Source organism: Terribacillus sp. AE2B 122 (assembly GCF_902497585.1).
Classification (GTDB): Bacteria; Bacillota; Bacilli; order Bacillales; family Amphibacillaceae; genus Terribacillus; species Terribacillus saccharophilus_A.
The window spans coordinates 110,713-134,116 of record NZ_LR700949.1 but is presented as its reverse complement, the minus strand read 5'-3'; the positions used below and the strand labels follow the sequence as shown (position 1 = coordinate 134,116).

Sequence of the window (23,404 nt, the reverse complement as noted above, 5' to 3'; positions counted from 1 at the left end):
ATATCGGCAATTGGCTGTTTGAAGGTGTTTTGATCTCTGTCTCAAAAACGGGGGTCAGTCCCCTAGGACTTGTCTTCTTTTCATTTATTTAGCAAATCTTTTAATTGGAGCTGGTTTCGTATCGGGCGGAATCAATGATCTATACGTTTCTCCGCCAAGGTTTTCCTGGTGTTCTGCCTTTATTCCTTCGATTAGCTCAGGCTTCTCTAATAATTCTATAGCAGATGCAGCTAGCACCTTACCTGTGAACAGCATGCCTTTATGGGCAATAGATGTTTTTCCTTGCGTAACAAGCTGCCAGCTATGGAATGGTGTTGCATAAGCACAGGTAGTAACATAGATCTGACCGGTAGGGACAAGCCAGCTGACGTCACCTACATCTGTTGATCCTTTGAAGAAGCCTGGTACTGGAGGGAAGTCTAAGATACCTTGTGCGAGCACTTTATTATCATTTTTCTGTATTACAGCTTTTTCTTCTGCACTGAATGTCTGCTGTACCTCTTGGGCAAATGCAAACTCTTCTTCTGTATAGTTTGGAGCATCAGTTGCTACCAAATGCTTATGTATCAGCTTTCCTAGCGTTTCATTTGGAATCAGATCTGCTGAAGCCGCATCGAATTGGATTTCCAATTTGGTTCCTGTCATCAAGGCTGCTCCTCTTGCTACGTCTTTGACCCGCTCTAGAATCTCTTCAACCTGACCCATTTTAGGAGCACGGATTTTGTAAAGTACCTCTGCATTAGCCTGTACAACATTCGGACTCATTCCACCAGTATCGGTAATCGCATAATGCAGCTGTCCTTCTGGAATGATATGCTCACGCAGGAAATTGGAACCGATGTTCATCAGCTCAACTGCATCCAACGCGCTTCTGCCAAGGTGCGGACTGAAAGCTGCGTGACTGCTTGTCCCAGTAAAACGGAAATATACTTGGCATGTCGCCAGCATTCTAGCATGATAGACTTGATTTTCATCCCATGGATGCCATGTTAGCGCCACATCTACATCATCGAAGAGACCCGATCGAGCCATAAAGGCCTTACCGCCTCCGCCTTCTTCTGCCGGACACCCATAATAACGCACTGTTCCTTCCAGTCCGGTTTCTTCCATCAGCTGTTTCACTGCAATCGCAGCCGCCATCGCGCCTGTACCAAGCAGGTTATGTCCGCAGCCATGTCCATTGCCGCCTTCTTCTATCGGATCCTTCGTTGCGCTGTCTGCTTGCTGACTCAAACCAGATAATGCATCGTACTCGCCAAGGAATGCAATGACCGGCTTCCCGCTTCCGAAACTAGCAACAAATGCTGTCTCAATATCACCTGCGTTTCGCTGCACCTCAAAACCTTCTTCTTCCAAAGTCGCCGCTAGTATTTCTGCAGATTGGACCTCTTCGTATCTCGTCTCTGCAAAATCCCATATTCGATCGCTGACAGCAGTCAACTCTTTACTTTTACCTTCTAGAATTTCCGATATCCTCGTATACACATCGTGACTTGTTTGCAAGATAGGGTTCCTCCTGATAGTAGAATTGTTCACCCCTATTATAACATTTATAATTCTGAAAATTTAGTCGTTAATAAAATCGTAAATAGACTCAAGCATTGGCTTGAGTCTATTTTAGCCTTATTGATAAGTGTTCTGATGCTGCTCATTATTTTGAGTGTTGATCTATTTTGACGGGAAGCAATTCTGTGCACAGTGCCAAAAACTCACTCGCCATTATCTTGATAGTTTCACTAGATAACATCTGATCCTCCGCATGTGCAAGAAGCAGTGAAAACGGCAGCATTTCCCCTGTGGCTTCTCGCTGAATAAAGGAAACGTGCACCTTATGAATCTGGTTATATGCTTTATCTCCTGATGCCATTGCAGATTTCGCTCCCTCAAAATCTCTTCCTCTTGCCAATCGCATGGCTTCTACGTAATGACTGCGAGCATCCCCCGCATGCGCTATGATCTGGAAGGCTGCCTGCTGCATTTCTTCTAATGTCTCTTTCACCAGATCCCCTCCTATTGTCGCTGACTTGCTAACTGCAGCGCTTTTTCCAATAACTTCTCTCCATCAGCAGTGCCGTACAATTTTACATCCATTACATCCACAGGAATACCATATGGTGCTGCTCGCTTTTCTGTCGCTCGTTTAGCAAATCTGACTTGAGGACCTAACATGATGACGACCACTTCATCGTGATGTGCTTGCAATTCTTCCTCTATTGCTCCTTCCGGGATAGCATAGATATAATACTCCTCTCCCCCTAAAGCATCTGCTGCCTTTTTCATCTTTGATACAACCATCGATGTTGACATACCTGCTGAGCAGGCTAGTAGAATTCGCTTCATACTGTTACCCCCTATTATTTGTATTCCATATCTGCACAGTTCAGTAACCTTGAATGGATGACTTGCTGATACGTCACATCTGCCGCCGTTTTTCCACGTAATCGTCAATCTGATGAATGACAGTAGAGCAAGATCTAGTAACTATCCTATCTTTGTACTACTTTCATCTTTGTTACCTTCATCTAGTCTGCGTGTGCGGTTCGCGATGAAAATGAAAGGCAGGTAGATCAAAATGGAAGCAGCTATACAAATCAACTGGGTAACAACCGCTCCCCAGCTGCCGCCTGTAGATAACCATGCGTTAATAATCGGCGGCGTTGTCCACGGAACCATGACGACAGCTTTATCTGCAAATCCGATAACAGTTGCAATATATCCAATTGTACCCGTAATTAGCGGAGTAATGATGAATGGAATCGCCAGAATAGGATTCAACATGACTGGTACACCGAAAATGACAGGCTCATTAATGTTGAATACACCCGGTCCTGCGGATAGCTTTGCAATACTGCGCATCTCCTGCTTTTTCCCTGCAATGAATATCGCAGCCAAAAGTCCGATTGTGACACCCGAGCCTCCAATGTTCATGTAAACATCCCAGAAAGGCATCGTGATGATATTTGGGATTTCCTCACCGGCAGCGTAAGCATTCATATTGACTGCTATAGACCCGAGTAAAAGCGGTTCCCGTATCGGCTTGATCATCTGGTTCCCATGAATACCGATTACCCAGAAGAATTGTGCAACGAACATTAGCAATAAGATTCCCGGCAAGCCTTGGATAGCAGACTCCAAGGGACGCTGTATCACGTTATAGACTGCTTCATGTAAATAAATACCTGTTAATCGATGGAATGCAAACCCGAAGCTGGCAATAATCGTTACCGTAATAATCGATGGAAATAAAGAAGCAAACGATGTCGTTACATTGGATGGAACACTGTCAGGCATCTTAATCGTAAGTTTATCCATCTTGGAAAACCAGGTGAACAGCTCTACAGATATGAGAGCAATGAACATGCCAAGGAAAAGACTTTTCGGATCTGAGAACTCCCTAGCTAATACATTGACCACTTCCTGCAAAGAACCGTCTACCTCTAGTAATACCGTTGTTGGTATGACGGAGATATACGAGATCAAGGCCATCAAGCCTGGGAATAATGATTTGTGACCATTGATTCTCCCAAGTTCTATCCCGATCAGTACCACTGCTGCAATGGTAATGAAATTCAATGTTGCATAATTTATTGCGCCCATGATTCCTTGTAATTCAGCCAAGAATGAAAACATACTGAAGGCTGCTAAACCAGTCTCCGGATCCAGAATCATATTCTCGACCAGGACTGCAAACGCCCCGACAATAATGACTGGCATCAAGGTTACGAATGATTGCTTAATCGCCTTTATGTGCTTCTGGTTGGATATGGTATAAGCTACGCTTTCCAAGGCACCTGTGAATTTATCCATTTTCTTGCCCATCTGACTCTCCCCCTTCGCTTATACCAGAGTCTATTATAAAAGCGCTTACATTTACATACATTGTTTTTCCTCATTCATAGGAAAACTATCAGCTTAACAGGGGGAGACAGGCTGCTAAATCCTGTGCGTGTATAAGCTGTTTCACTTTCTGTCTATCTTCGATGAAAACGACCATACTTTCGTAAAGCTGCTGCAAACCCTCATTATATTGTTTTGGTATACAGAAAAGGAATATGACTTGTACTTCATTTCCTCCCCAATCAATAGGCTGCTGCAGCGTACAACAGAGCACCACTGGTTCATCCATAACTGGATAAATAGGATGTGGGACTGCAACAAGGTTTTCCTGGAATGTCGGAGCCATCTCTTCTCGTTCCTTTATAAGTGCCAGTAGATTAGATGGGACAACGAAGCGCTTTTCCATTTGCTCAACCAGAAACTGCAAAACATCATCCCGATTCGTATAGGTTTGTTGTAAAAAGATATGATCTGACCGGATATAGGCTGATAGGGTTTGCTTTCTATCCGTAAGTATACGTTCAATCTGGCCTACATCAGACTCCCGAAGCAACGTATGAACATTTACAATTGGTGTCGACAAGGTACTCGTCAACGGCACTGTGCTGATAATAAGATCAATATCTTCAAGTGACCGTCTTTGTAAATCTGCAGCACTGCACGTACCTGCAACTTCCATCCTACCGCTAAATCGTGCTCGCAATTTATAGTACAGCAGCTGCGAACTAGCTATCCCAGTTGCACATACGACCAAAGCGCGTTTCTTTACACGCTGACTTTCTTGTCTTGCCATTGCAGCTCCGACATGTAAAGCTAAGTAGCCTAGTTCATCTTGATTAATCGCTACATCTGTCAGTTCCTGCAATTTCTTCCCCATCAATACGCTGGCATCAAACGCTTCTGGATATGCTTGCTTGATCTCTGAAAGCATTGGATTCCGAATTGTGAGTCCGTATTTGAAGCGGTTCAATGCTGGTTTAAGATGCAGAGCGATACCACAGAGCAGCTCATTATCCGTCGAAAGTGCAAGCTGCATATGGTTATCCACGATACGTAGCAGCTCTCTTGAGATTTCCATGACTCGGGGCTCTACAACTTTCGTAAAATCTTTCACTCCTTTTTCTTCATAAGAAACCGACTTAGCTCCTAGTATATGCATTGTCATGTATATAATCTCGTCTTTTGGCAGGTCTACTCCCAGTACAATCCCAACACTTTTCGCAAGCTTTTGTGCCACATGGTATTCCTTCGATCGAGTAATAGATTCCTGATCTGATTGGGATATATCTGCAACTAAACCTGCATCCATCCGTTCACTAGCAATCCAAATATGAATTACTAGATTATCCACACCTATATCCGTTACTAATGTATCTTCTTCCTTGAGTACTGAAACGACTAACTCCCGAAGCTCTTGATACCGTTTATCCTTAAGTCCAGGTATAATAGCATCTGCTTCAAGAAATGAACGATACACATTTCGCAGCTGTCGTTCAGATCCAATAATACGTATCCCATATTTCGGCTTTGTGATAACAGCAAGACCTCTGGATTCCAAATCTTTTTTTAGCACTCTCAGATCATTCTTAACGGTAGATTCGCTAACATACAGTGTTTCTGCAGCTTCCTCTAATTTCAAGAAAGTCTTTCTTTGTAACAGTAAAAGGGCTAATTTTACAACACGGTCTGATTGATCCTCCATCTCTTGCGTCTGCATTTTCATGCGATTATAGGCTTCAGGATCATGCACGGTCAGTCTATAACCCTTGCCCCTTTTCGAATCGATGACCGCTCCGAAAGTTGATAAGGTACTAGTCAACACGCGCATATCAGCCCTTACTGTTCTCGCTGTTACGCCTAGCATACCTGCAATCTGTTCACCAGTATACTCGTCCCCGAGTTCCATCAATTCAAGAATTCCAATCTGTCTCTTTGACAGCAAATTCTATCACCCCGATCTATTGAATCCGCTCATACAGTACGGATCCCGACAACATATTTTCTATTCCATAGAAAAGAGGCATACATAGTAAATGCCTCCTTATGCCACAGTAAAGCTGTCTACCTCGTTGAAACAATAGAACCTTCTTTAAAAAACCTATACCATCTATCAATCTTCTCGTCTTCCCGTACAGCCAGCAGTTTTAAGATATCTTGCGCAAATTCCAAAGGTGCGGTTCCATTAGCTGTAATCAAGTTTCCATCTCGGACTGATTGTGCATCAATATAATCTTCTTCCCCAGTATAAATTGGAGCACCTTCCTTCAGATATTCCAAGGTGTTGCTTGTATGCTTCCGGCCTTCCAAGAAACCATACCTTCCAAGAAAAACAGTTGCATCACAAATGGCTGCCACAGGAATATTGTTTGCCACACAGTGTGCAACCAGCTCTTTTACTGGGACAGTTTCGGGCTGTCTCCACGTGTTACCGCCTGGCAGGATAAGCATGTGAAAGTCGATAGTCTTTGTTTCTGCTAAACTATAATCTGGGAGAACCTTGAATCCTCCTATAGATGAAACTGGCTTTCCATCCAGCGTGACAGTCTTCACCTGATACTCTGAATGCGGTGCTTGCAGTTCTGCTGCTACATAGCTCACTTCCCAATCCGCATATTGTTCAGTAAGAAAAATAAGAACTGTTTTTTTCATTCATGCACCTCTTTTCTACTATTTTTAAACGTCCCTGCTCATGAACATAATTCTCTCAATCTCCTTGAACCCGTTTCGCTTATAAAAAGTTTCTGCTGGCAATCCACGGTCTGTCAGCAAGGAGATTGTCTCTGCATCTGTAGTTCCAATAAGGTACTCCATAAGAGCCTTGCCGACGCCTTTACTCTGCTGGTCAGTTCGTACACACATCTCGTTTATAAAGAATTCATCACCAGACCACCATTTCCTTTTCACACCGAAGAGAAAGCCAATCACTTCCTCATTTTCTGTCGCAACAATTCCTGTAAAACCAGGTGTTTGATAAAAATCAATCAAGTAAGAAAATGCAGTTTCTGTAGTCCAGGCTTCATTCCATGGAGCTTCATTGAAAACTTTGGCATAAGTATCGCTGCATGCTTTCAAATCATCATCTTTACATAATCGTATTCCCATATGATTTCCACCTCAAAGTTTCTTTGTCTTCACCATTGATACCGTCTCATAACCTAGCCGACTATATACATGCTGCGCACCCGCGTTGTTAGCAAATACATTCAGTGCTATTGTGCCAATACCTTCTTGTTTCGCCACTTCTTCTAAAAGAGTCAGCGCAGCACTGGCATAGCCCCTCTTCCGGAATGTTTCAAATATGTAGATGTGGAAAATAAAAATCCTGTCTCTTTCTGGCTGAATGTTGTACCAAATGATACCAACATTCTCTTTCTTATCTTCGCAAACTACGTGCCCAATAAAATGATCTTTCTTTCTGTTTTCTTCTGTTATTAAACTGTACAGCTGTTTGTCGGCATCTTTAAGAGCTGTCTCTTTTGGAATACCGAGATTAGCAGATACATTTTCCGCATAGTTAGGAATTTCAAAATCAATATACTGCTGTACTTCTTCAGTGTTCATTTCCTCGAATGTAACTGACATTAAGTAGACCTCCTGAATTCCATATTTTCTTATATTTTACAGGAATCGCATGCATAAGTGATACAAATAACAAAAAAAGACCTCCCACGTAAGGAAGGTCTTCTGCTATTTTCATTTACCCCAGTCACGTCCATTGGATTTTATTAGATTTGAATACCAGTAGTAAGAATCCTTTGGTATACGTTTTAAATCTAATATCTCTTCATCAGTTGTGTTGATATAAACCAAACCGTAGCGCTTCGCCATACCGTTACCTGTGCTAAGCAGATCAGTGAAAGACCATGGATTATACGAGATTACTTCGCAACCGTCCATGATGGCTAGTCCTACTTGATAGATTTGGTCACGCAGGAATTCGATCCGTTTCGGGTCATGAACTTTTCCATCTTCTGATACTTGGTCATATGCTCCATAGCCATTCTCTGTAATCATCATCGGGAGCTGATAGTGATCCCATACATATCGAAGCATATAGCGCATAGCTACAGGATCGATTTCCCAATCCCAATCTGTCGTTTCAACATATGGGTTCTCTGTGAGCTGATAAAGTCCCGGTACTTTCGGGAATTCCAGGTTACCTTTTACACCACTTTTATTCAGCTTATATTCGCGAGGTTCTTCATCGATTTCACAAGCCTTAGCCGTGTTAGATCGGTAGCAGTTTAAGGCAACGAAGTCGATTTTAGCTTCCCTAATCAATTCCATATCGCCTTCTTGTATTTCCGGATCGATATCATTTTCTTTCCAGTAGCTCTTGATAAAACCATTATATTCGCGATGAGCGTAGAGATCGTTCCACACTTTTTCAGTTAATTCTTCTGCATTCATAGCAGCAATCTGATCATCAGGATGTGCAGACGCCGGATAGATCGGAACATAACCTGGAACAGGACCAATTTTGCCGTCCTCAACCAGTTCATGACAAGCTACGACTGCTTTCGCATGACACATGTTCATAATGTGGTTGACCTTCCATTTATCCTTAAACCATGTTTCCGGATACTTCGCTACACCAAGCCAATCACCATAGCAAATCTGCATATTTTGTTCATTCAAAGAATGCCAGTATTTCACCCTATCCCCGAATTCAGTAAAGCAAGTGCGAACATATCGGTCAAATGCATCAATAATGCCGCGGTCATACCAGCCATTATATTTTTCATCGACCCACACTGGCATATCATAGTGGTAAAGTGTAACAATCGGCTCGATATTATGATTGATCAATTCATTAATTAGATTGTTATAGAAATCGATTCCTTTTTGATTCGGTTCACTAGAATCGTGAGGATAAATACGCGGCCAAGCAATCGAGAAACGATAGGATGAAAAGCCGCACTCAGCCATCAATTTGACATCCTCTTCGTAGTGGTGATAATGATCAGCAGCAATAGAGTTGTCTGTATAAGGTTTTTTCTTTTGACTGTTCAAATCGATAATTGCTGTTGTTCTGCCATCTTCATTCACTGCTCCTTCTACCTGCCAGGCAGCACTGGAAGCTCCCCACAAAAAGTCTTTCGGAAATACCGGATCTTGTTTGTAGAACATTTTCCCATCCCTCTCCAATCTTTATTTTGTGTTCCTATAATTACTGTAAGCCTTCCTATCTTTTCATGTGGTGCAGCTTTTGGAACCTAGCTTTTGAACTTGCCTGATTTTCCAGCTATAAATGTAGTTGTGAAAGATACTATTGCCGCCAAGATGATAGTAACAAGGGCATACCAGAAATTCGCACTCAAGCCTGATCCATCTGTCGGGATGAATGTTGGTATCGCAGCAATCCCCGGCGAAACAACTGCGTATTGTTTTAAGAAGACGATTCCAGCAAATATACCGCCAACAAGTCCTCCTGTGATTGCTCCGACGAATGCCGCCCGGAATCGGATCAATACACCGAAAATTGCTGGCTCAGTAATCCCCATTACACCAGTAATACCTGCAGACAGACTCATCGCCTTCGTATCCTTATCTTTTTTAAGGAAGGACATGGCGAGCGCCGCGGCTCCGATTGCCACATTCGCAGCTAACATGCCGCTCATTACAAACGCGTCATAGCCATTGTCAGCCATAGCCGCAAATACGAGCGGGAATAACGCCTGATTCGTACCAGTCATAACTAGAAGCGGTGTCAATGCACCGATTAATCCAACAGAAAACCATCCAAGCTCTGCATTGACGAAATTTAAACCAGACGCAATATACGTACCAATAAAGTTTCCAAGTGGCCCTAAGACAATCAATGTAACAGGTGTTACGATTAATATCGTAAGCAGAGGCTGAGCAAAGAACTTAATCTCTTTCGGGATAACCTTGTTCCATCCTTTGTCGACTACTAACATGAACAACACACCCAATATGATTGGAATGACTGATGTACTATAGGTAACTTGTGGAATGGTAATACCTAAAAAATTGAGACCTTCCGCATTATTGATACTGGAATGCACCAGGATGGCACCAAGATACATCCCCATCAAAGGATTGATAGATAATTTCCTTGCGGCACTATAACCAATGAAAATGGGTAGGAAGAAAAAACCTGCATTATTAACGGCTGTTAATACCGTATACGTCCCGCTTGTATCTGAAAGACCGAAGAAAGTAACAGCAATATTCAGTACAGCAGCAACAAGTCCTGCAGCAACTAGTACAGGAAGCACCGGCACGAATGTTCCGCTGATAAAATCGACAATCATTGCAAATGGATTCTTTTTGTTCTTCTTTTGTTCCTCATCTTGAACAGGATCAACCGCGGCAGCCTGCTTGGCTTGAGTCTCACTGAATTCGCCAACCTGGAGAACGCTACTGTAAACAGTAGCTACATCAGTACCAATAATGACTTGCAATTCGTTTCCGCGACTGACAACGCCCATGACACCCTTCAGCTGCTTTAGTTCGTCTTGCTTCACTTGCTCGATATCCGAAACTGTCAGCCGCAGCCTTGTTGCACAGTGATTGACAACTTTAATATTGTTGGTGCCGCCAGCACCTTCGATAATTTTTTTGGAGAGCTCGTTATATTTGCTCATCTCTTCCACATCCTCAAATTTAAATGGTTGGTAATCTGAGTAATGCCGTAGTTCATTTATTCTGTTTGACGTATTCGCTATAAAGCAGATCCAGCATGAAATGGATTCCATACTTGCTGTAGATAGGGAAATTTAGCTCCTCATTCTTCTTAGCTGATAGGTAATACACCTTGTCATAGAACAATTCGATCTGGGGATTTGCCACCCCAGTAATCAATACTTTCGATGCCTTCAGTCCTTTTGTAAACGAGCAAGCTTGACCTGCGAACACACCTGAAGTTGAGAGTGTAATTAACAAATCCTTCTCATCCAAATTCCTGATCAATTCATTCTCAGTGTAATGTTCAGAAATCAAGTAGATGATCCGCTTATGGGTAATCAGCTTTTCTTGAAAATCCTTGATCAAGCCACCGTAAGCACCTGGTGTCATAAAGATGACATTTCTGCTCTTCTGAAATCGCTCCAATAGATCTTGTAAGACAGATTCATTTAGTGCAATCGACATATCCTGAATCATCTTATTGATTTCAAAGGAAAGCAGCTGCTGATAATTTGGTTGTTTATAGTACTCGATATTTTTGTAATACACTTCGTCATAGCGAAAGAATTCTGCTTTCAAATCAATGAAATTCTCGTATCCTATCGCTTTACAGAACCTCCTCACACTAGATCTAGATACAAAGCAATCCGTCGAGACATCAAAAATATTCAAATTCTGCAGTTCACTGTAATTTTCCAGGAAATAATGTGCCAACACATAGTTCGTATCGCGGACATTTCCTTCGTTGATGATAGAGAATAAACTGTGAAGCAAGCTGGAATGCAATGGACTAGATTGATCGGCCGTCATTGTCATAGTCTCCTTTTCAACTAGGAATAAGCATCATTGAAAACGGTTTCTATTCCTAATATTATTGTAGAATGCCCGAGAGTTATTTGTGGTGCAAAAATTGAACCCAAAGCCATGTCATAAATTTGTATTATGGTGAAAATATCATAAGCCTGCTCTCTATTAACGACAAGCACAAAAAAAGGCACATCCCCTAAAATTTTAGGATGTGCCTTTTTTTATTAGAAAAGATGCTTCAAATACCCTTCCCTATTCTCCAAAAAACCTCTCGTAATTTGGTAATGCTCCGTCTCCTCATAATCCACAGACCGGATTCCTTCCTCACTGAAGTGCAAAATCTCCGCTCCCGGATAACCAAGTAAAATCGGTGAATGGGTAGCAATGATAAATTGCACTTCCCCTGTCTTCTCTAAATCATGGATGATGCGGAGAAACGTAAGCTGGCGTTGCGGTGATAGTGCTGCCTCCGGCTCATCGAGTAAGTATATTGCCTTGCCTCCAAATCGATTCTGAAACAAAGAAAGAAAAGCTTCCCCGTGGGATTGATGATGCAGTGATTTTCCGCCGTAGGCTTGAATAGAGCCGATGTCATCTATATGTGAAGCAAAATGATAGAAAGATTCTGCCCGCAGGAAGAAGCCCTTGGTCACCTTAGGCAGCCAGGATAGCCGAATATGATCAGAAAGCGCAGCTTCAGATGCTTCCAGGTCATATGTATTGTTACGCCCGCCCCCAGCTGTGTTGAATCCGCACAAATCTGCGATTGCTTCCATTAATGTCGATTTCCCGCTGCCATTTTCACCGACGAAGAAGGTGACAGGTTTCTTGAAATCCAGTTCATTCAGTTGCTGGAGAGCTGGTATGGAAAATGGATAGGCATTGGAATTATAGCTATTTTCCTGTAGCAGTTTTACTCTTTTCAAAAACATGACTTACCTCCTTATTAGAAAATGCCGTTTATCACATCTATTCCATGATACGAAAATGAATAGAAACTATCCAGAGGTCTTGAGCATTCTGATCAAAGAAGATAGAGAACGAATTGACTGTAGAGCGGACCAAAAAAAAATAGGCTGCCGTATACCATAAGGATTCGATAGCCTGGCAGCCTAACAAGCTTGTTTTCTTTATAAAATCTCCAAGTTAATGTTTCTTATAGTGCTTCTTTTGATATAAAACATACATGATTTTTCTTATGAATAAACAGTAGGAGTTGGATACTCCCCAGTCAACATCCAACGCCCTATGTTCTTCCGTTTGTATTCAATAGGATTATGAAGGGAATGGGTACGGACATTTCTCCAAAACCGATCAAAGTTATTTTTCCTGGTAGCTGAACGGGCACCCATTACCTGAAAAATTTCGCTTGTCACGTGTAAGGCAACCTTGGTTCCAAAAGCATTCGCTGCGCCTGTGAAAAGAGCCGTTTCTCCCCGTTCTTCCTCTGTAAGCGAACGCTCCTTTGCCCAAGCCTCGTCTACCTTTTCCCCGGCTTTTTCCACTAATTGAACTGCAGCTTGAACATCAATCCAAAGATCCCCATAGCTCCGTTGAATAAAAGGATCATCAATAGCTTCTTCATAATTTGTAAGATACCATGGTCGTGATTTCTCAATCGTATATTTCTTTGCTTCTTCTAATGCTCCTTCAGCAGAACCAACAAAAACATTCGCTAAAAAAATCTGCGATAAAATGGCATCAAAAGTGGCAAAAGGTGTCCCTTTAGATTCCGTGAAATCAATAACTTCATCTGCTTCCACTACAACATTTTCAAAGGTAACGGATCCGCTATCCGTTTGTCTTTGCCCCATACCGTCCCAATCGGTATTAATCGTGACACCTTGTCTAGAACTCGGAATAATTCCAAGATAGAAGGTTGTTTTTTCCGCATTATCGTACCATGTAATAGCCAAGCGATCAGAATCCTTAGCACCAGTGCTAAACGTGTTATGTCCATTCAGAGTAAAAGAGTCTCCTTGCCTTCTCCCGATTAAACTAGGCTCAATCGGGTTAGACGAGTTTCCCCAAAACCAATTGTTTTTTGCTGATTGCGTATAAAAATACTCTTTTTGTTTTGCAGTACCCGCAGTGTGCGGCAAAACTGTTTGAAAAGCATGGTAGCCATACAAATGTCCAAGAGCCGCATCCGTTTTGGCTAATTCTCGAGCAATTTTAAGAACAAGAGACCAAGGCTGCCCTTCTCCTCCGTACTCTTTAGGAATAATAAGATTCAATAGTCCACTTTCCCTTAAAGCGTCTCGCTGTACCTTAGCTGTACCGCCAGCTTTATCACGTTCTGCTGCGTCCTTCGAAAACTCCTGAGCTAGAGTTGCTGCTATTTTCACATATTGTGTGGCATCATTAGCAATTATAGTCTCCATTCAAATCTCCCTTTCCATAGTGTACTTCGGGCATTAAAAAAACCTCTTCTTGAAATAAGAAGAGGTAAAAAAACCGTTCCGTTATACTCCGCTTATCTTTCAAGCATACGCTTGCTGGATTTGGCACAGTGCTTTAAAAAGTCTGCTGCCGAGGTATCCTAGGGCCAGTCCCTCCACCTCTCTTGATAAGTTTATTTAATTGTTAGTTGAAATATAAATTATGTATAAAATAAAGTCAATACTTTTAGAAAATTTAAATAATATCGCATGTTATTTATTTTACTGAAGCTAATGAGAAGATACTAAATGTAGTACGCAGCAGGCTCTCAAAGAGACTATTGTTCTCATTCTTCCTACTGATGCCTCTTTTCCAAATTGTTTCACCATCCATACAATTACAGTACCAAGGGTTTAAATAATCTTCAAATATTTTATAGGTCTAATTTCTATATGTCCGAAGCACCAATTATAGTTGCTTAGCTGGTTCTAAATGGAAATACAATTTGCTGTCCGGTAAAATGTAGACAAGCATTACAAGGGAACAACCCCATGGATAAGTCAATCGCTTACCAATAGGACTGCAGTACATAAAACCGGTTTGACAAAGACCAATTACGGAAATGGATTAGTAAGCAGCATTTACTCCAATAGTCACATGACAATCCCTTCCAATTGCGTTACTATAATATTTGTGCATAGAAAAAGACCGTTCGATGCTGCCAACACCAATCGGTCTGTCCAGTAATAGCATGATTCCCTAGGGGATCTGCGCGAAAAAGAGGAAACATTACCACCCTTCTCGAGCTGCCAACTCAAGGGTGGTTATTTTTTCTCGTTCTTTTCCGACAAGATCGCAACAATCAACGTTCCAAATCCGATCATCAACGTCAACGCCTCAGCCACCGTCATCCGCTACACCACCCTCCGTTAAAGGAAAGAGTAATGCGCAAACCACCCTTGAGTCACCTATGCTATTGTCCTACTATTATATCAAAGGTCAAGGGCCGAACATACGTTACTATAGTCCATATTTTTCCATAATGATGTAGGACTTAAATAACTTTTCTGCATTTTTTTCAAATAAGACGAGTAAATCATACTCCTGCACGCCTTCTTTTACTCCTCTTTTGCCGGGACGACCGCAAAGCATTATAATTTAAGAAGGAACTCCTATAATGAGGTGGATCATCATGAACTTTAATCCAGTAACAAATAAAAGACTATACATACAGATTTACGAACAAATCATAGAGCAGATGAAGTCCGGTGCTTTCAAGGTCGGAGATAAGCTGCCATCAGAACGAGAACTATGTGAACAATTTGGTGTAAGCAGAGCCCCGGTGCGCCAAGCGATGAGTGCATTGGAAATGAACGGATTCACCTATTCCAGACAGGGCGAAGGTGTGTTTATTAAGTCCTTGCCCGCAGATGAGATTTATTCCCCTGCTTTCTTATCAAATGTCTCTCCAGAGGACATCGTGGAAGCTCGGATGAACATCGAGCCGCTTATCGTACGATTTGCGGCCATGCGAGCCACAGAGGAAGATTTGAAAGAGCTGAATGAAACAATCAAGCAAATGGAAAAGGAAACAAATGAAGGCGTGTATGTTCCAGAAACGGATGAAAAATTACATAATGGCATAGCAAAAGCATCCCATAATGATCTATACATCCAGTTCATGGCTACGATCAGCAATGCGATGAAGCAGCAGCAAATGTGGACTTTCATCCGTGATCGTACAGTAACAAGACCTGATTTTCGCGGCGTAAATTTCCATGAGCACAAGAATTTAATCGAAGCGATTGAGGATCATGACGCGGAAAAAGCAGAAGCCTTGATGAAGCTTCACATGGATAACCTGTATGAACGGTATTGGAAAGTATAAGAGGAGTCAGCAGATGCTGACTCCTCTTTTCATCATTGGGCTGTATTGCTATCGTCTGAGCATTCCGGGCAGACACCGTATAAAGTGCGACCGCCTTCCGGACTGACTGTCACATCAATCACATCATCGCAATCTTGACAAATAATCGTTTGCTTCGAATTTAATCTCTCTTCCATTTTCTTCGCCTCCGATTGATTTTTTTGTCATGCATCTATCAGCTTGATTTACCGAGTTTCTTTTCAGCAATCCGAGAGACTGCTTTTCCGGACTGCTTCACTAGGAATATTATGATAAGCGAGCTTAGAATCATGCTTATACCAAGGAAAAACATACTCATTGTGAAAGAACCTGTTGTATCTCTGATATAACCGACGGCATACGGTCCGAAGAATCCGCCAAGATTCCCAATACTGTTGATCAAAGCAATCGCACCTGCAGCGGCTGATTCAGTAAGGAAGGAAGGCGGTATTGCCCAAAACGGAGAGTACGCTCCGAAAGCCCCGCACAATGCAATTGTGAGTAACACAAAGGAAAGAATGATATTCGATTCCGCCACATAACTACTCGCAATCATAGCGATTGCACTTGTTGTTAAACAAGCAGCCACATGCCAGCGTCTTTCGTTCTTTTTATCTGAGTGATTCCCGACAAGGATCATTGCCACCATGGCGATAGCATACATGAGCCCGAGCAGCCAGCCCAGCCCCTGCGTACTGATAGACAAGGATTCAGACATAGACTCTGTTACGGTCGGCAGGAACATATTGATGCCGTAGTAGCCGAACATCCAGCAGAAGTAGCCCGCGGATAGAATCAGGACATCTCGATCCTTCAGTGCCTGCGCAAACGTATAATGCTTTACCTGCTGCTTCGCCTCCTTTTCTTTTTGTGTTACTTCCAGCAGCCAGTTCCTTTCTTCTTCCTTCAGCCATTTGACATCTTCCAAACGATCATCCAAATAGAAGAAGCAGATGATTCCTAGAATCATAGCTGGAACCGCTTCCAAAATAAACAACCACTGCCATCCTGCAAGGTTTAACCAATTAATCTGCATCAAGAACGTAGATAATGGTGCCCCAACTGCATTAGCTCCAGGTATGGCCAGCATGAAGGCAGCAATGGCCTTCGCATGGTGCTTCGATTGGAAGAACCCACTCAAGTAATACACCATACATGGATAGAAGCTTGCTTCAGCTACTCCTAAGAGGAATCTCGCAGTATAAAACTGCCAAGGTTCTGTTACAAATGCCATGAGGATTGCGATAATTGCCCATGAAATCATGATTCGACTGATCCAGCGCCGCGCTCCAATTCGGGTCATTATCGCGCTTCCCGGCACTTCCAGCAGGAAGTAACCTAAGAAGAATATACCCGCTCCGAGACCATATACAGCATTTGAAAAACCAAGATCTTCATTCATCTGTAAAGCTGCAAAACTGATATTCACACGATCCAGGATCGAGATGAAGAAACAAAGAAACAGAAACGGTATCAGACGTAATGTCACTTTCCGGGTAGTCGATTTCTCCAGCATGTGCTGCTCCAAGATTAACCCTCCAATCATTTCTGATGCAGGACGGGGCTAGGTGGCCCGCCCCAGTTCTTTAGTCCATGTGCGAGCCACCATTGATATCAATCTCTTCCCCAGTAATATAGGAGGATTCTTCTGATGCAAGAAATGCAACAGCAGAAGCAATTTCCTTCGTCTCCCCTGGTCTGCCAAGCGGAATACCAGAGATGACTTGCAATGCATCTTCCTGCGGCAGCGACTTCCAAATATCCGTATTCACTAATCCCGGCGCAACACAGTTAACAGTGATGCCATCCAGCCCCACTTCCCGTGCAAGGTTCTTGGAGAATCCAAGTACAGCTGCTTTGGATGCCGAGTAATGCGCCCCTCCAAAAACACCGCCGCCGCGCTTCGCAGAAACAGAAGATAAACTGACGATGCGGCCGAATTTCTGCTTACGCATTGGTTGCAATACCGCTTGCGTGCAAAGAAACAGCCCGAACATATTGACGTTGAAAACCTTTGTGATGTCAGTGAGTGTCATTTCCTCTACAGTCACTTTTTGCGAGATGCCGGCATTGTTGACAAGGATATCAATACGCCCGAATGCTTCCAGCGTCTTCTCCACCATTGCATCGACAGAAGCTTTATCTGTTACATTGACTTCCACTCCAAGAGCTGTCCCGCCGGCTTCTGTTATGACAGCTACAGTCTCTTCGATACCTTCCTTATTCATATCGGCAATGACCACTTTCGCACCTTGCTCTGCCAATGTCAGTGCGATAGTCCGGCCGATTCCTTTTGCAGATCCACTACCTGTAACGATTGCGACTCGCTCATCCAATTTGAACATGTTCTTCAGACTCCTATGCTATTAGTTTGTTAGTAATTGATTTGCTTTTGCGATAATGTTTTCTACGGTAATGCCGTTGATTTCGAGTAGCTTTTCATAAGGTGCAGATTCACCGAATCTGTCCTGTACACCGATACGAGCCAGCTGACCTTTCCCTGCTTCAGCTATAACTTCTGCTACTGCACTGCCAAGACCATTAAGAATGTTGTGATCTTCAACAGTAATGATTCTGCCGATATCCAAACAATCTTTAACTGCTTCTACATCAAGCGGTTTGATTGTATGCATATCCAGCAGCTTAACGGAAACACCATTTCGCTCGAGCTGTTCAGCCGCTTCAATTGCTAAACGCACGGTATCACCGTTTGCAATGATGGCAATGTCCTCCCCGTCACGAAGTTTCTTGGCTTTGCCGATTTCGAATGTCTCGTTCTCGTCATAAATCATCGGTACCGCATCTCGCGTAAACCGCAGGTAAACCGGACCGTACATCGCAGCTGCTTCGGCAATCAATTTGCGAGTAGAATGATAATCCGCTCCCATAATGACTGTCATGTTCGGGAATGATCGCATGACACCCATGTCCTCAATCGCCTGGTGACTTCCGCCGTCATTTCCTGGTGTCAGCCCGCCGTGGGAGCAAGCAATCTTCACATTCAAGTTCGGATAGCAGACTTCCTGACGAATTTGCTCTGCCATACGAAGGGATCCGAACACAGCGTACGTACTGATGAATGGAATCTTTCCTGTTGTCGCTAGTCCTGCTGCGATACCAGCACCATTCTGTTCGGCAATTCCAACATTGATATGCTGCATCGGGAATTTTTCAATGAACTTATCTGTTTTACAAGATTTCCCGATATCAATATCCACAACATAAATATCTTTGTTCGACTCACCCAAACGGACAATTTCGTCTCCAAATGCAGCTCTTGTCGCTTTTTTCTCGACGGCTTTTTTTGTCACACTCATACCGGCAAGCCTCCTTCTAGTTCCTTGATTGCCAACTCAAATTCTTCTTTGTTCGGTGCTGTACCGTGCCATGCAGCTTGGTCCTCCATATAAGAAACACCTTTTCCTTTCACGGTATCGCAGACAATGCACTTCGGCTTCCCGTTCTTCTGCTTCGCAAAGGTATCCAATGTCTCGACGATTTGCTCCATGCTATGTCCATCAATGCGCGTAGTATTAAAACCAAATGCATCGAATTTCTTTTCCAGATCGAGCAGCGGCATAACATCCTCACAGAAACCATCTATCTGCAGCCTGTTATTGTCCACGAATACGATCAAGTTATCCAGCTTATATTTGACTGCCGCTTGAATCGCTTCCCAAATCTGTCCTTCCTGGCACTCCCCATCGCCTACCATTGCGAATACGCGATAGTCTTTTTCATCACGCTGCCCTGCAATTGCCATGCCGACAGCACAAGATAGACCTTGGCCTAATGATCCTGTTGATATATCAATACCTGGACATTTCTTCATATCCGGATGCCCTTGGAAAGGTGATCCATACTGGCGTAAAGTGTATACGCTTTCATTTGAAACAAAGCCTCGTAAAGCTAAAGCTGCATATTGTATTGGGGCTACATGCCCTTTTGATAAAACGAATCGATCCCGATCTTCCCATTTCGGATTGGTCGGATCTACATTCAATTCTCTGAAATATAAAGCAGATATAACATCCGCAGCCGACAAGGAACCTCCCGGGTGCCCAGACTGTGCTTCATACACCATCGTGACTGCTGTTTTGCGTAATTCAATCGCATGCTGTTTCAACTGTTCAACGCTTGTTTGCTGCATATGCCACACTCCTGTTCCTAAGTGATCCTCTTGTAAACTCATATACTTGTATACTTGTATTACAAGTGGTGTTGAAAACATCATAACTCCATTTTTAAACGGTGTCCAGTATAAATGTTAAATTGATGCAAAAGCCTAAATGGAATTGTTATAAAATCACATGAGAATACAAAAAAACACAATTCTCTACACAGAATTGTGTTTAAAGCCAACAAATATTATTTCTACAAGAGAAATTTACACTATCTGTTTCATCATCACTAGCTCTTCCCACATGACTTCCCCTGTCATGCTGAATCCTGTACTTTCATAAAGCTTCTTTGCAGCATGATTCTCCGGCACGATGCTGGTATAGAAAGAAATAGCGCCATACCTGATTTTAATCAGATCGAATAGCTTAACAAGCGCCGCTTGTCCGTAGCCCTTTCCTTGATGCTGCATGTCAATCATGAAACGGCACACCTCTACGCGCTTTGTTTCCTGATCTGTTCCAAACATTAGAAAACCAACTAACGTATCATCCGTGTATACACCATGCGGATACCACTGCTTCTCATAAGCAGCCTGTGCGAGCGACACGGCATTTTCGGCTACGTTCTGTTTCTGTTCTTCACTTACTGTAAGCTTGATACAGTCATGCCAGTTATCGGCATCAATGGCTCTTAAGGTTATTTCCATGAAAGATTCCCCCTTCTGTACTTATTGATAAATCTCTGTCGACGTGACCCATTTCATAAACTGCTTATAAGGATAATATGTAGTTCCATCCAATTCTATTTTTGGAGCATTAGGATGCTTGTTCAGTAAATCTGCAACCTCTGCCTTACTCAAATTAAGATATGTATGCAAATCCTTCTCCTTGATTAAAGTAGGATATTCGTCGTCAAACAGAAACTCACCTTCCGGATTATTGAAATTTTTTAATCCATTACCGATGAAGTAGCCAAATGCGGCTATACCTAGACCTATCCAGAAGAAATCAATTTCCATGATGTCCATTTATTTAACTCCTTTACGGCTTTATAAGACTTACATTTTATTCGCTCTTTAAAAAACCAAACAAACTAACAACAATTAATGCAGCTGCTGAAGAATTTAACAAGCTGATACTAATAGCTGTCATTCCCATTCCACTAAAGCCGCCAATTGTGAAGCTAGCTATTAGCAATACGATACTTACTGCCGTAAATGCAGATGGAATGATGTACATAACTGGTGGCTTCTTATTTTTAAAGAATAAGAAAATGCCGATGATAAGTGCTGCGAAAATAATTATCATAAACCAAAATTCCATCATGACTCCTCCTTGCTGATTATTATCAATGATCTGTATAACCCTTCATTCTTCTGAGATGCCTTGAAAAATGCTGTATAAGTTGTACTACGAATCGGATTACCAAAAGTTTCTAATTTTTCTCCCATCCTTATAAAATTTCTTGTTAATTAACATGACAGAAGCTTTGTAACATAACCGTTGTCATGCTATATTTTTTAGAAATTATAAACGGATAATATAAAGGTGAAGGAGTGTATGCAGTGCCATCAAAAGTCCTGATTCTCAGTCACCCGAAGCTGACAAATGTTGTGCAGCAGGTTATGGATAGTACGGAGCAGCTGCCGGATGTGACGATCCGTGATGTTCATTTTGGACATGTTGTTGATTACTTGAACGATCATCTGCATACGATTCAGCCTCAGATGATTATTACTGGAGGCGCACATTGGACGATGCTGGATAAAAGTGTTTATCAGTCAGCGCTTCCGATACTCCCAATACCAATTACACGTTACGATTTGCTTCAGGCTGCATTGCAGGCCAGACAATTTGGTTCCCGTATTGCCGTTATTCATTATGGAGAGGATTTGCAGAGTTATCAGGATGTTGTGCAGCATCTGGATGGGGAGTATTTGTTTTTCGCATACAGCTCCAAGAATGATGCAGCCGCACTACTTGCATCATTAAAACAAGCAGGAATCGATGCTATTATCGGCAGCGGCTTTATTTGTACCCTAGCCGATCAATTTGAGATACCATCTGTCTTCCTCCATTCGAAAGATTCTATTATGAAAATCTTGGAGCACGTTGCTCGCTTGGAAACCTCACGAACGGAAATTGAACAGGTAACTAGGAAATGGGCGCAGGAATTCATGCGGCACCCACTTGATGCGTATGAACCAGCTTCCTATCCGGCACAACAATGGATACGCCAACCCTTACAACAAAAGAAAAGCAAAAGACAGCAAGCGATTGATGATTTCCTATATCCATTGGAAGTACCGGCCTGTTGTAATGAATATCCTTATCTTTCCGTTGGTGTGCTGGAAAGTAGAGAAGGAATCGGACATTTAACTGCCTCCCTGAACGAGCTGGAAGCTGACGGTGAGGAAGACTTTATTTACTCTATCAGAGAGAACCGAGCACATGTGCTGTTCTTTTCCAAGGACTCGAACCAGATAAGAGAACGTTTAAAACTTCTCAAAACTATTCCTGATCTTATTGCTGGTATCAGCTCCGAGACGTCCCAAACAAATAATCTAACTGATAATATACGGGAAGCTCAAATAGCATTAGAGCTTGCTAGGCAATTTAATTCACTTGAAAATATCTGTCTTCTAGACCAAAACAGTCCGTATCACATACTGCTGCCGCTTGTACGCAGTGAAGCCCTGCCAGAGATCAATTTGCTTCTTCCTCTTTTCAGACATCGTAATACAGCCAAGCTGCTGGAAGTGCTTCGGTTGCTGCTGGATCACGGCTTATCTGTTACTACAGTCGCGAATCATTTAGGAGTATCCAGACAAACAGTGTACGGTCATCTGGAACGAATAGAAGCTTTGATTGGCTTACTGACTGAGCCTGAAAAACGCTTTGCTCTTTCACTTGAGTTGCGTGTTCAGGAGCTAAAAACAGCTGTGGAGAAATTAGGCAGGCTACATCAAACTGCAAACATCTACCATATGAATATGTAGCCGAATTAAAAACACATCCCCCAACAAAGAGATGTGTTTTTAATAGTATCTTATGTTGTAATAGGCGTAGCCTTCAACGCCGTCAAATACTCCACTACTTGCTGTTTTGGCAGTACATCGGCATATCGCGCATTCACATCAAACAAATTCGCATCATGTGATTCCTTTGCTTGATCTCCTACACATTCCTCAGGCACAATCGTTTTGAACCCATATGAAAACGCGTCGATGATCGTTGCCCGTACACAGCCGCTTGTCGTGCAGCCTGTGACAATGACGGTATCCACCTGCTTTGTTGTCAGCAACGACAGCATCTCTGTCCCGAAGAATGCCGACGGATATTTTTTCAGTACAATTGGTTCCCCCTTAACTGGCTCTACTTCCGTACTTACTTCTGCTGCATGTGATCCGATGGTAATCCAGCCGATATCTGTTTTCCAATTACCTGTATCCCATTGGTCATCCCTGTAGCCAACAACTGTATAGATGACCGGAATGTCCTTTTCGCGTGCTAACTCCAGAAGTTCTGCCGCTTCCGCCGCAGCCTGCTTGATGAGTGGACTTTTTCCGGTCGGATATTCACTATTCGTAAATGCATGCTGGAAATCTACCAGCAATAATGCTGGCTTCTCCCCAAATCCTACTTGCTTTTGACCATAACCTGCTTGCTGATAGACTGCTTGTTTATCTGTCATATGCAT

At 42.6% G+C, this 23,404-nt stretch carries 25 protein-coding genes and 1 riboswitch; of the genes, 2 read left to right on the top strand and 23 right to left on the bottom strand.

From position 1 onward, the window contains the following. Window positions 1-84: 84 nt before the first annotated feature. The 14 genes from AE2B122_RS16940 to AE2B122_RS19295 form a co-directional block, all read right to left on the bottom strand. Complete coding sequence (locus tag AE2B122_RS16940; protein WP_254593543.1) at window positions 85-1,503, bottom strand: M20 family metallopeptidase; 1,419 nt, start codon at window positions 1,501-1,503, stop codon at window positions 85-87. 148 nt (window positions 1,504-1,651) lie between these two features. Beyond that, window positions 1,652-1,999 carry a PTS lactose/cellobiose transporter subunit IIA gene (locus tag AE2B122_RS16935; RefSeq protein WP_245840342.1) on the bottom strand — a complete coding sequence of 116 codons (348 nt, stop codon included), beginning with the start codon at window positions 1,997-1,999 and terminating at the stop codon, window positions 1,652-1,654. Window positions 2,000-2,010: 11 nt separating this feature from the next. Then, window positions 2,011-2,340, bottom strand: coding sequence for a PTS sugar transporter subunit IIB (locus tag AE2B122_RS16930; RefSeq protein ID WP_095218946.1), 330 nt, complete (start codon window positions 2,338-2,340; stop codon window positions 2,011-2,013). 141 nt (window positions 2,341-2,481) lie between these two features. After that, window positions 2,482-3,819 (bottom strand): PTS sugar transporter subunit IIC, encoded by a 1,338-nt coding sequence (locus AE2B122_RS16925; RefSeq protein ID WP_254593542.1) that lies wholly within the window; start codon window positions 3,817-3,819, stop codon window positions 2,482-2,484. 88 nt (window positions 3,820-3,907) lie between these two features. After that, complete coding sequence (locus AE2B122_RS16920; RefSeq protein WP_175074822.1) at window positions 3,908-5,779, bottom strand: BglG family transcription antiterminator; 1,872 nt, start codon at window positions 5,777-5,779, stop codon at window positions 3,908-3,910. 119 nt (window positions 5,780-5,898) lie between these two features. Continuing rightward, entirely contained in the window at window positions 5,899-6,486 is a 588-nt protein-coding gene (locus tag AE2B122_RS16915) for a type 1 glutamine amidotransferase family protein (RefSeq protein ID WP_175074821.1), read from the bottom strand. A 24-nt stretch (window positions 6,487-6,510) separates the two neighbouring features. Continuing rightward, window positions 6,511-6,939 carry a GNAT family N-acetyltransferase gene (locus AE2B122_RS16910; RefSeq protein WP_095218950.1) on the bottom strand — a complete coding sequence of 143 codons (429 nt, stop codon included), beginning with the start codon at window positions 6,937-6,939 and terminating at the stop codon, window positions 6,511-6,513. A 12-nt stretch (window positions 6,940-6,951) separates the two neighbouring features. Then, window positions 6,952-7,419 carry a GNAT family N-acetyltransferase gene (locus tag AE2B122_RS16905; RefSeq protein WP_175074820.1) on the bottom strand — a complete coding sequence of 156 codons (468 nt, stop codon included), beginning with the start codon at window positions 7,417-7,419 and terminating at the stop codon, window positions 6,952-6,954. Window positions 7,420-7,530: 111 nt separating this feature from the next. Beyond that, window positions 7,531-8,967: a glycoside hydrolase family 1 protein gene (locus tag AE2B122_RS16900; RefSeq protein ID WP_175074819.1), complete on the bottom strand. Its 1,437-nt coding sequence runs from the start codon at window positions 8,965-8,967 to the stop codon at window positions 7,531-7,533. Between the two features lie 86 nt (window positions 8,968-9,053). Continuing rightward, window positions 9,054-10,448 carry a PTS transporter subunit EIIC gene (locus AE2B122_RS16895; protein ID WP_175074818.1) on the bottom strand — a complete coding sequence of 465 codons (1,395 nt, stop codon included), beginning with the start codon at window positions 10,446-10,448 and terminating at the stop codon, window positions 9,054-9,056. Window positions 10,449-10,500: 52 nt separating this feature from the next. After that, complete coding sequence (locus AE2B122_RS16890; protein WP_175074817.1) at window positions 10,501-11,298, bottom strand: MurR/RpiR family transcriptional regulator; 798 nt, start codon at window positions 11,296-11,298, stop codon at window positions 10,501-10,503. A 221-nt stretch (window positions 11,299-11,519) separates the two neighbouring features. Next, window positions 11,520-12,227, bottom strand: coding sequence for an AAA family ATPase (locus tag AE2B122_RS16885; protein WP_175074816.1), 708 nt, complete (start codon window positions 12,225-12,227; stop codon window positions 11,520-11,522). Between the two features lie 264 nt (window positions 12,228-12,491). Continuing rightward, entirely contained in the window at window positions 12,492-13,679 is a 1,188-nt protein-coding gene (locus AE2B122_RS16880) for an acyl-CoA dehydrogenase family protein (RefSeq protein ID WP_175074815.1), read from the bottom strand. 89 nt (window positions 13,680-13,768) lie between these two features. Beyond that, window positions 13,769-13,871, bottom strand: a riboswitch (SAM riboswitch). A 630-nt stretch (window positions 13,872-14,501) separates the two neighbouring features. Continuing rightward, entirely contained in the window at window positions 14,502-14,588 is an 87-nt protein-coding gene (locus tag AE2B122_RS19295) for a putative holin-like toxin (RefSeq protein WP_255212168.1), read from the bottom strand. Window positions 14,589-14,869: 281 nt separating this feature from the next. Here AE2B122_RS19295 and AE2B122_RS16875 point away from each other — a divergent pair, with 281 nt between their 5' ends. After that, window positions 14,870-15,565 carry a FadR/GntR family transcriptional regulator gene (locus tag AE2B122_RS16875; protein WP_217468096.1) on the top strand — a complete coding sequence of 232 codons (696 nt, stop codon included), beginning with the start codon at window positions 14,870-14,872 and terminating at the stop codon, window positions 15,563-15,565. Window positions 15,566-15,597: 32 nt separating this feature from the next. Here the strand turns inward: AE2B122_RS16875 and AE2B122_RS16870 are convergent, their stop codons facing one another. From AE2B122_RS16870 to AE2B122_RS16835, 8 genes are all read right to left on the bottom strand, one after another. Further along, complete coding sequence (locus AE2B122_RS16870; protein ID WP_141230063.1) at window positions 15,598-15,741, bottom strand: GapA-binding peptide SR1P; 144 nt, start codon at window positions 15,739-15,741, stop codon at window positions 15,598-15,600. A gap of 38 nt (window positions 15,742-15,779) precedes the next feature. Then, a complete protein-coding gene (locus AE2B122_RS16865; protein ID WP_095270622.1) occupies window positions 15,780-17,111 on the bottom strand; it encodes an MFS transporter in 1,332 nt (443 codons plus the stop codon). 58 nt (window positions 17,112-17,169) lie between these two features. Beyond that, on the bottom strand, window positions 17,170-17,928 hold the full coding sequence (locus AE2B122_RS16860; RefSeq protein WP_175074813.1) for an SDR family NAD(P)-dependent oxidoreductase: 759 nt from the start codon (window positions 17,926-17,928) through the stop codon (window positions 17,170-17,172). A 21-nt stretch (window positions 17,929-17,949) separates the two neighbouring features. Then, on the bottom strand, window positions 17,950-18,900 hold the full coding sequence (locus AE2B122_RS16855) for a transketolase family protein (RefSeq protein WP_175074812.1): 951 nt from the start codon (window positions 18,898-18,900) through the stop codon (window positions 17,950-17,952). Continuing rightward, window positions 18,897-19,733: a transketolase gene (locus AE2B122_RS16850; RefSeq protein WP_175074811.1), complete on the bottom strand. Its 837-nt coding sequence runs from the start codon at window positions 19,731-19,733 to the stop codon at window positions 18,897-18,899. The genes AE2B122_RS16855 and AE2B122_RS16850 overlap by 4 nt, the downstream gene beginning before the upstream one ends. A 237-nt stretch (window positions 19,734-19,970) precedes the next feature. Continuing rightward, on the bottom strand, window positions 19,971-20,411 hold the full coding sequence (locus tag AE2B122_RS16845) for a GNAT family N-acetyltransferase (protein ID WP_095270611.1): 441 nt from the start codon (window positions 20,409-20,411) through the stop codon (window positions 19,971-19,973). Between the two features lie 21 nt (window positions 20,412-20,432). Next, window positions 20,433-20,723, bottom strand: a complete 291-nt coding sequence (locus AE2B122_RS16840) for a DNA-binding protein (protein WP_175074827.1) — start codon at window positions 20,721-20,723, stop codon at window positions 20,433-20,435. A gap of 46 nt (window positions 20,724-20,769) precedes the next feature. Next, window positions 20,770-21,027 (bottom strand): YesK family protein, encoded by a 258-nt coding sequence (locus AE2B122_RS16835; protein ID WP_175074810.1) that lies wholly within the window; start codon window positions 21,025-21,027, stop codon window positions 20,770-20,772. A gap of 242 nt (window positions 21,028-21,269) precedes the next feature. Between AE2B122_RS16835 and AE2B122_RS16830 the strand changes: the two genes are divergently transcribed. Beyond that, the gene (locus AE2B122_RS16830) at window positions 21,270-22,703 is read left to right on the top strand and encodes a PrpR N-terminal domain-containing protein (protein ID WP_175074809.1); all 1,434 of its coding nucleotides are present in this window, start codon (window positions 21,270-21,272) and stop codon (window positions 22,701-22,703) included. Between the two features lie 50 nt (window positions 22,704-22,753). Here AE2B122_RS16830 and AE2B122_RS16825 read toward each other — a convergent pair whose 3' ends face one another. After that, on the bottom strand, window positions 22,754-23,398 hold the full coding sequence (locus AE2B122_RS16825) for an isochorismatase family protein (protein WP_175074808.1): 645 nt from the start codon (window positions 23,396-23,398) through the stop codon (window positions 22,754-22,756). Between the last annotated feature and the right edge of the window lie 6 nt (window positions 23,399-23,404).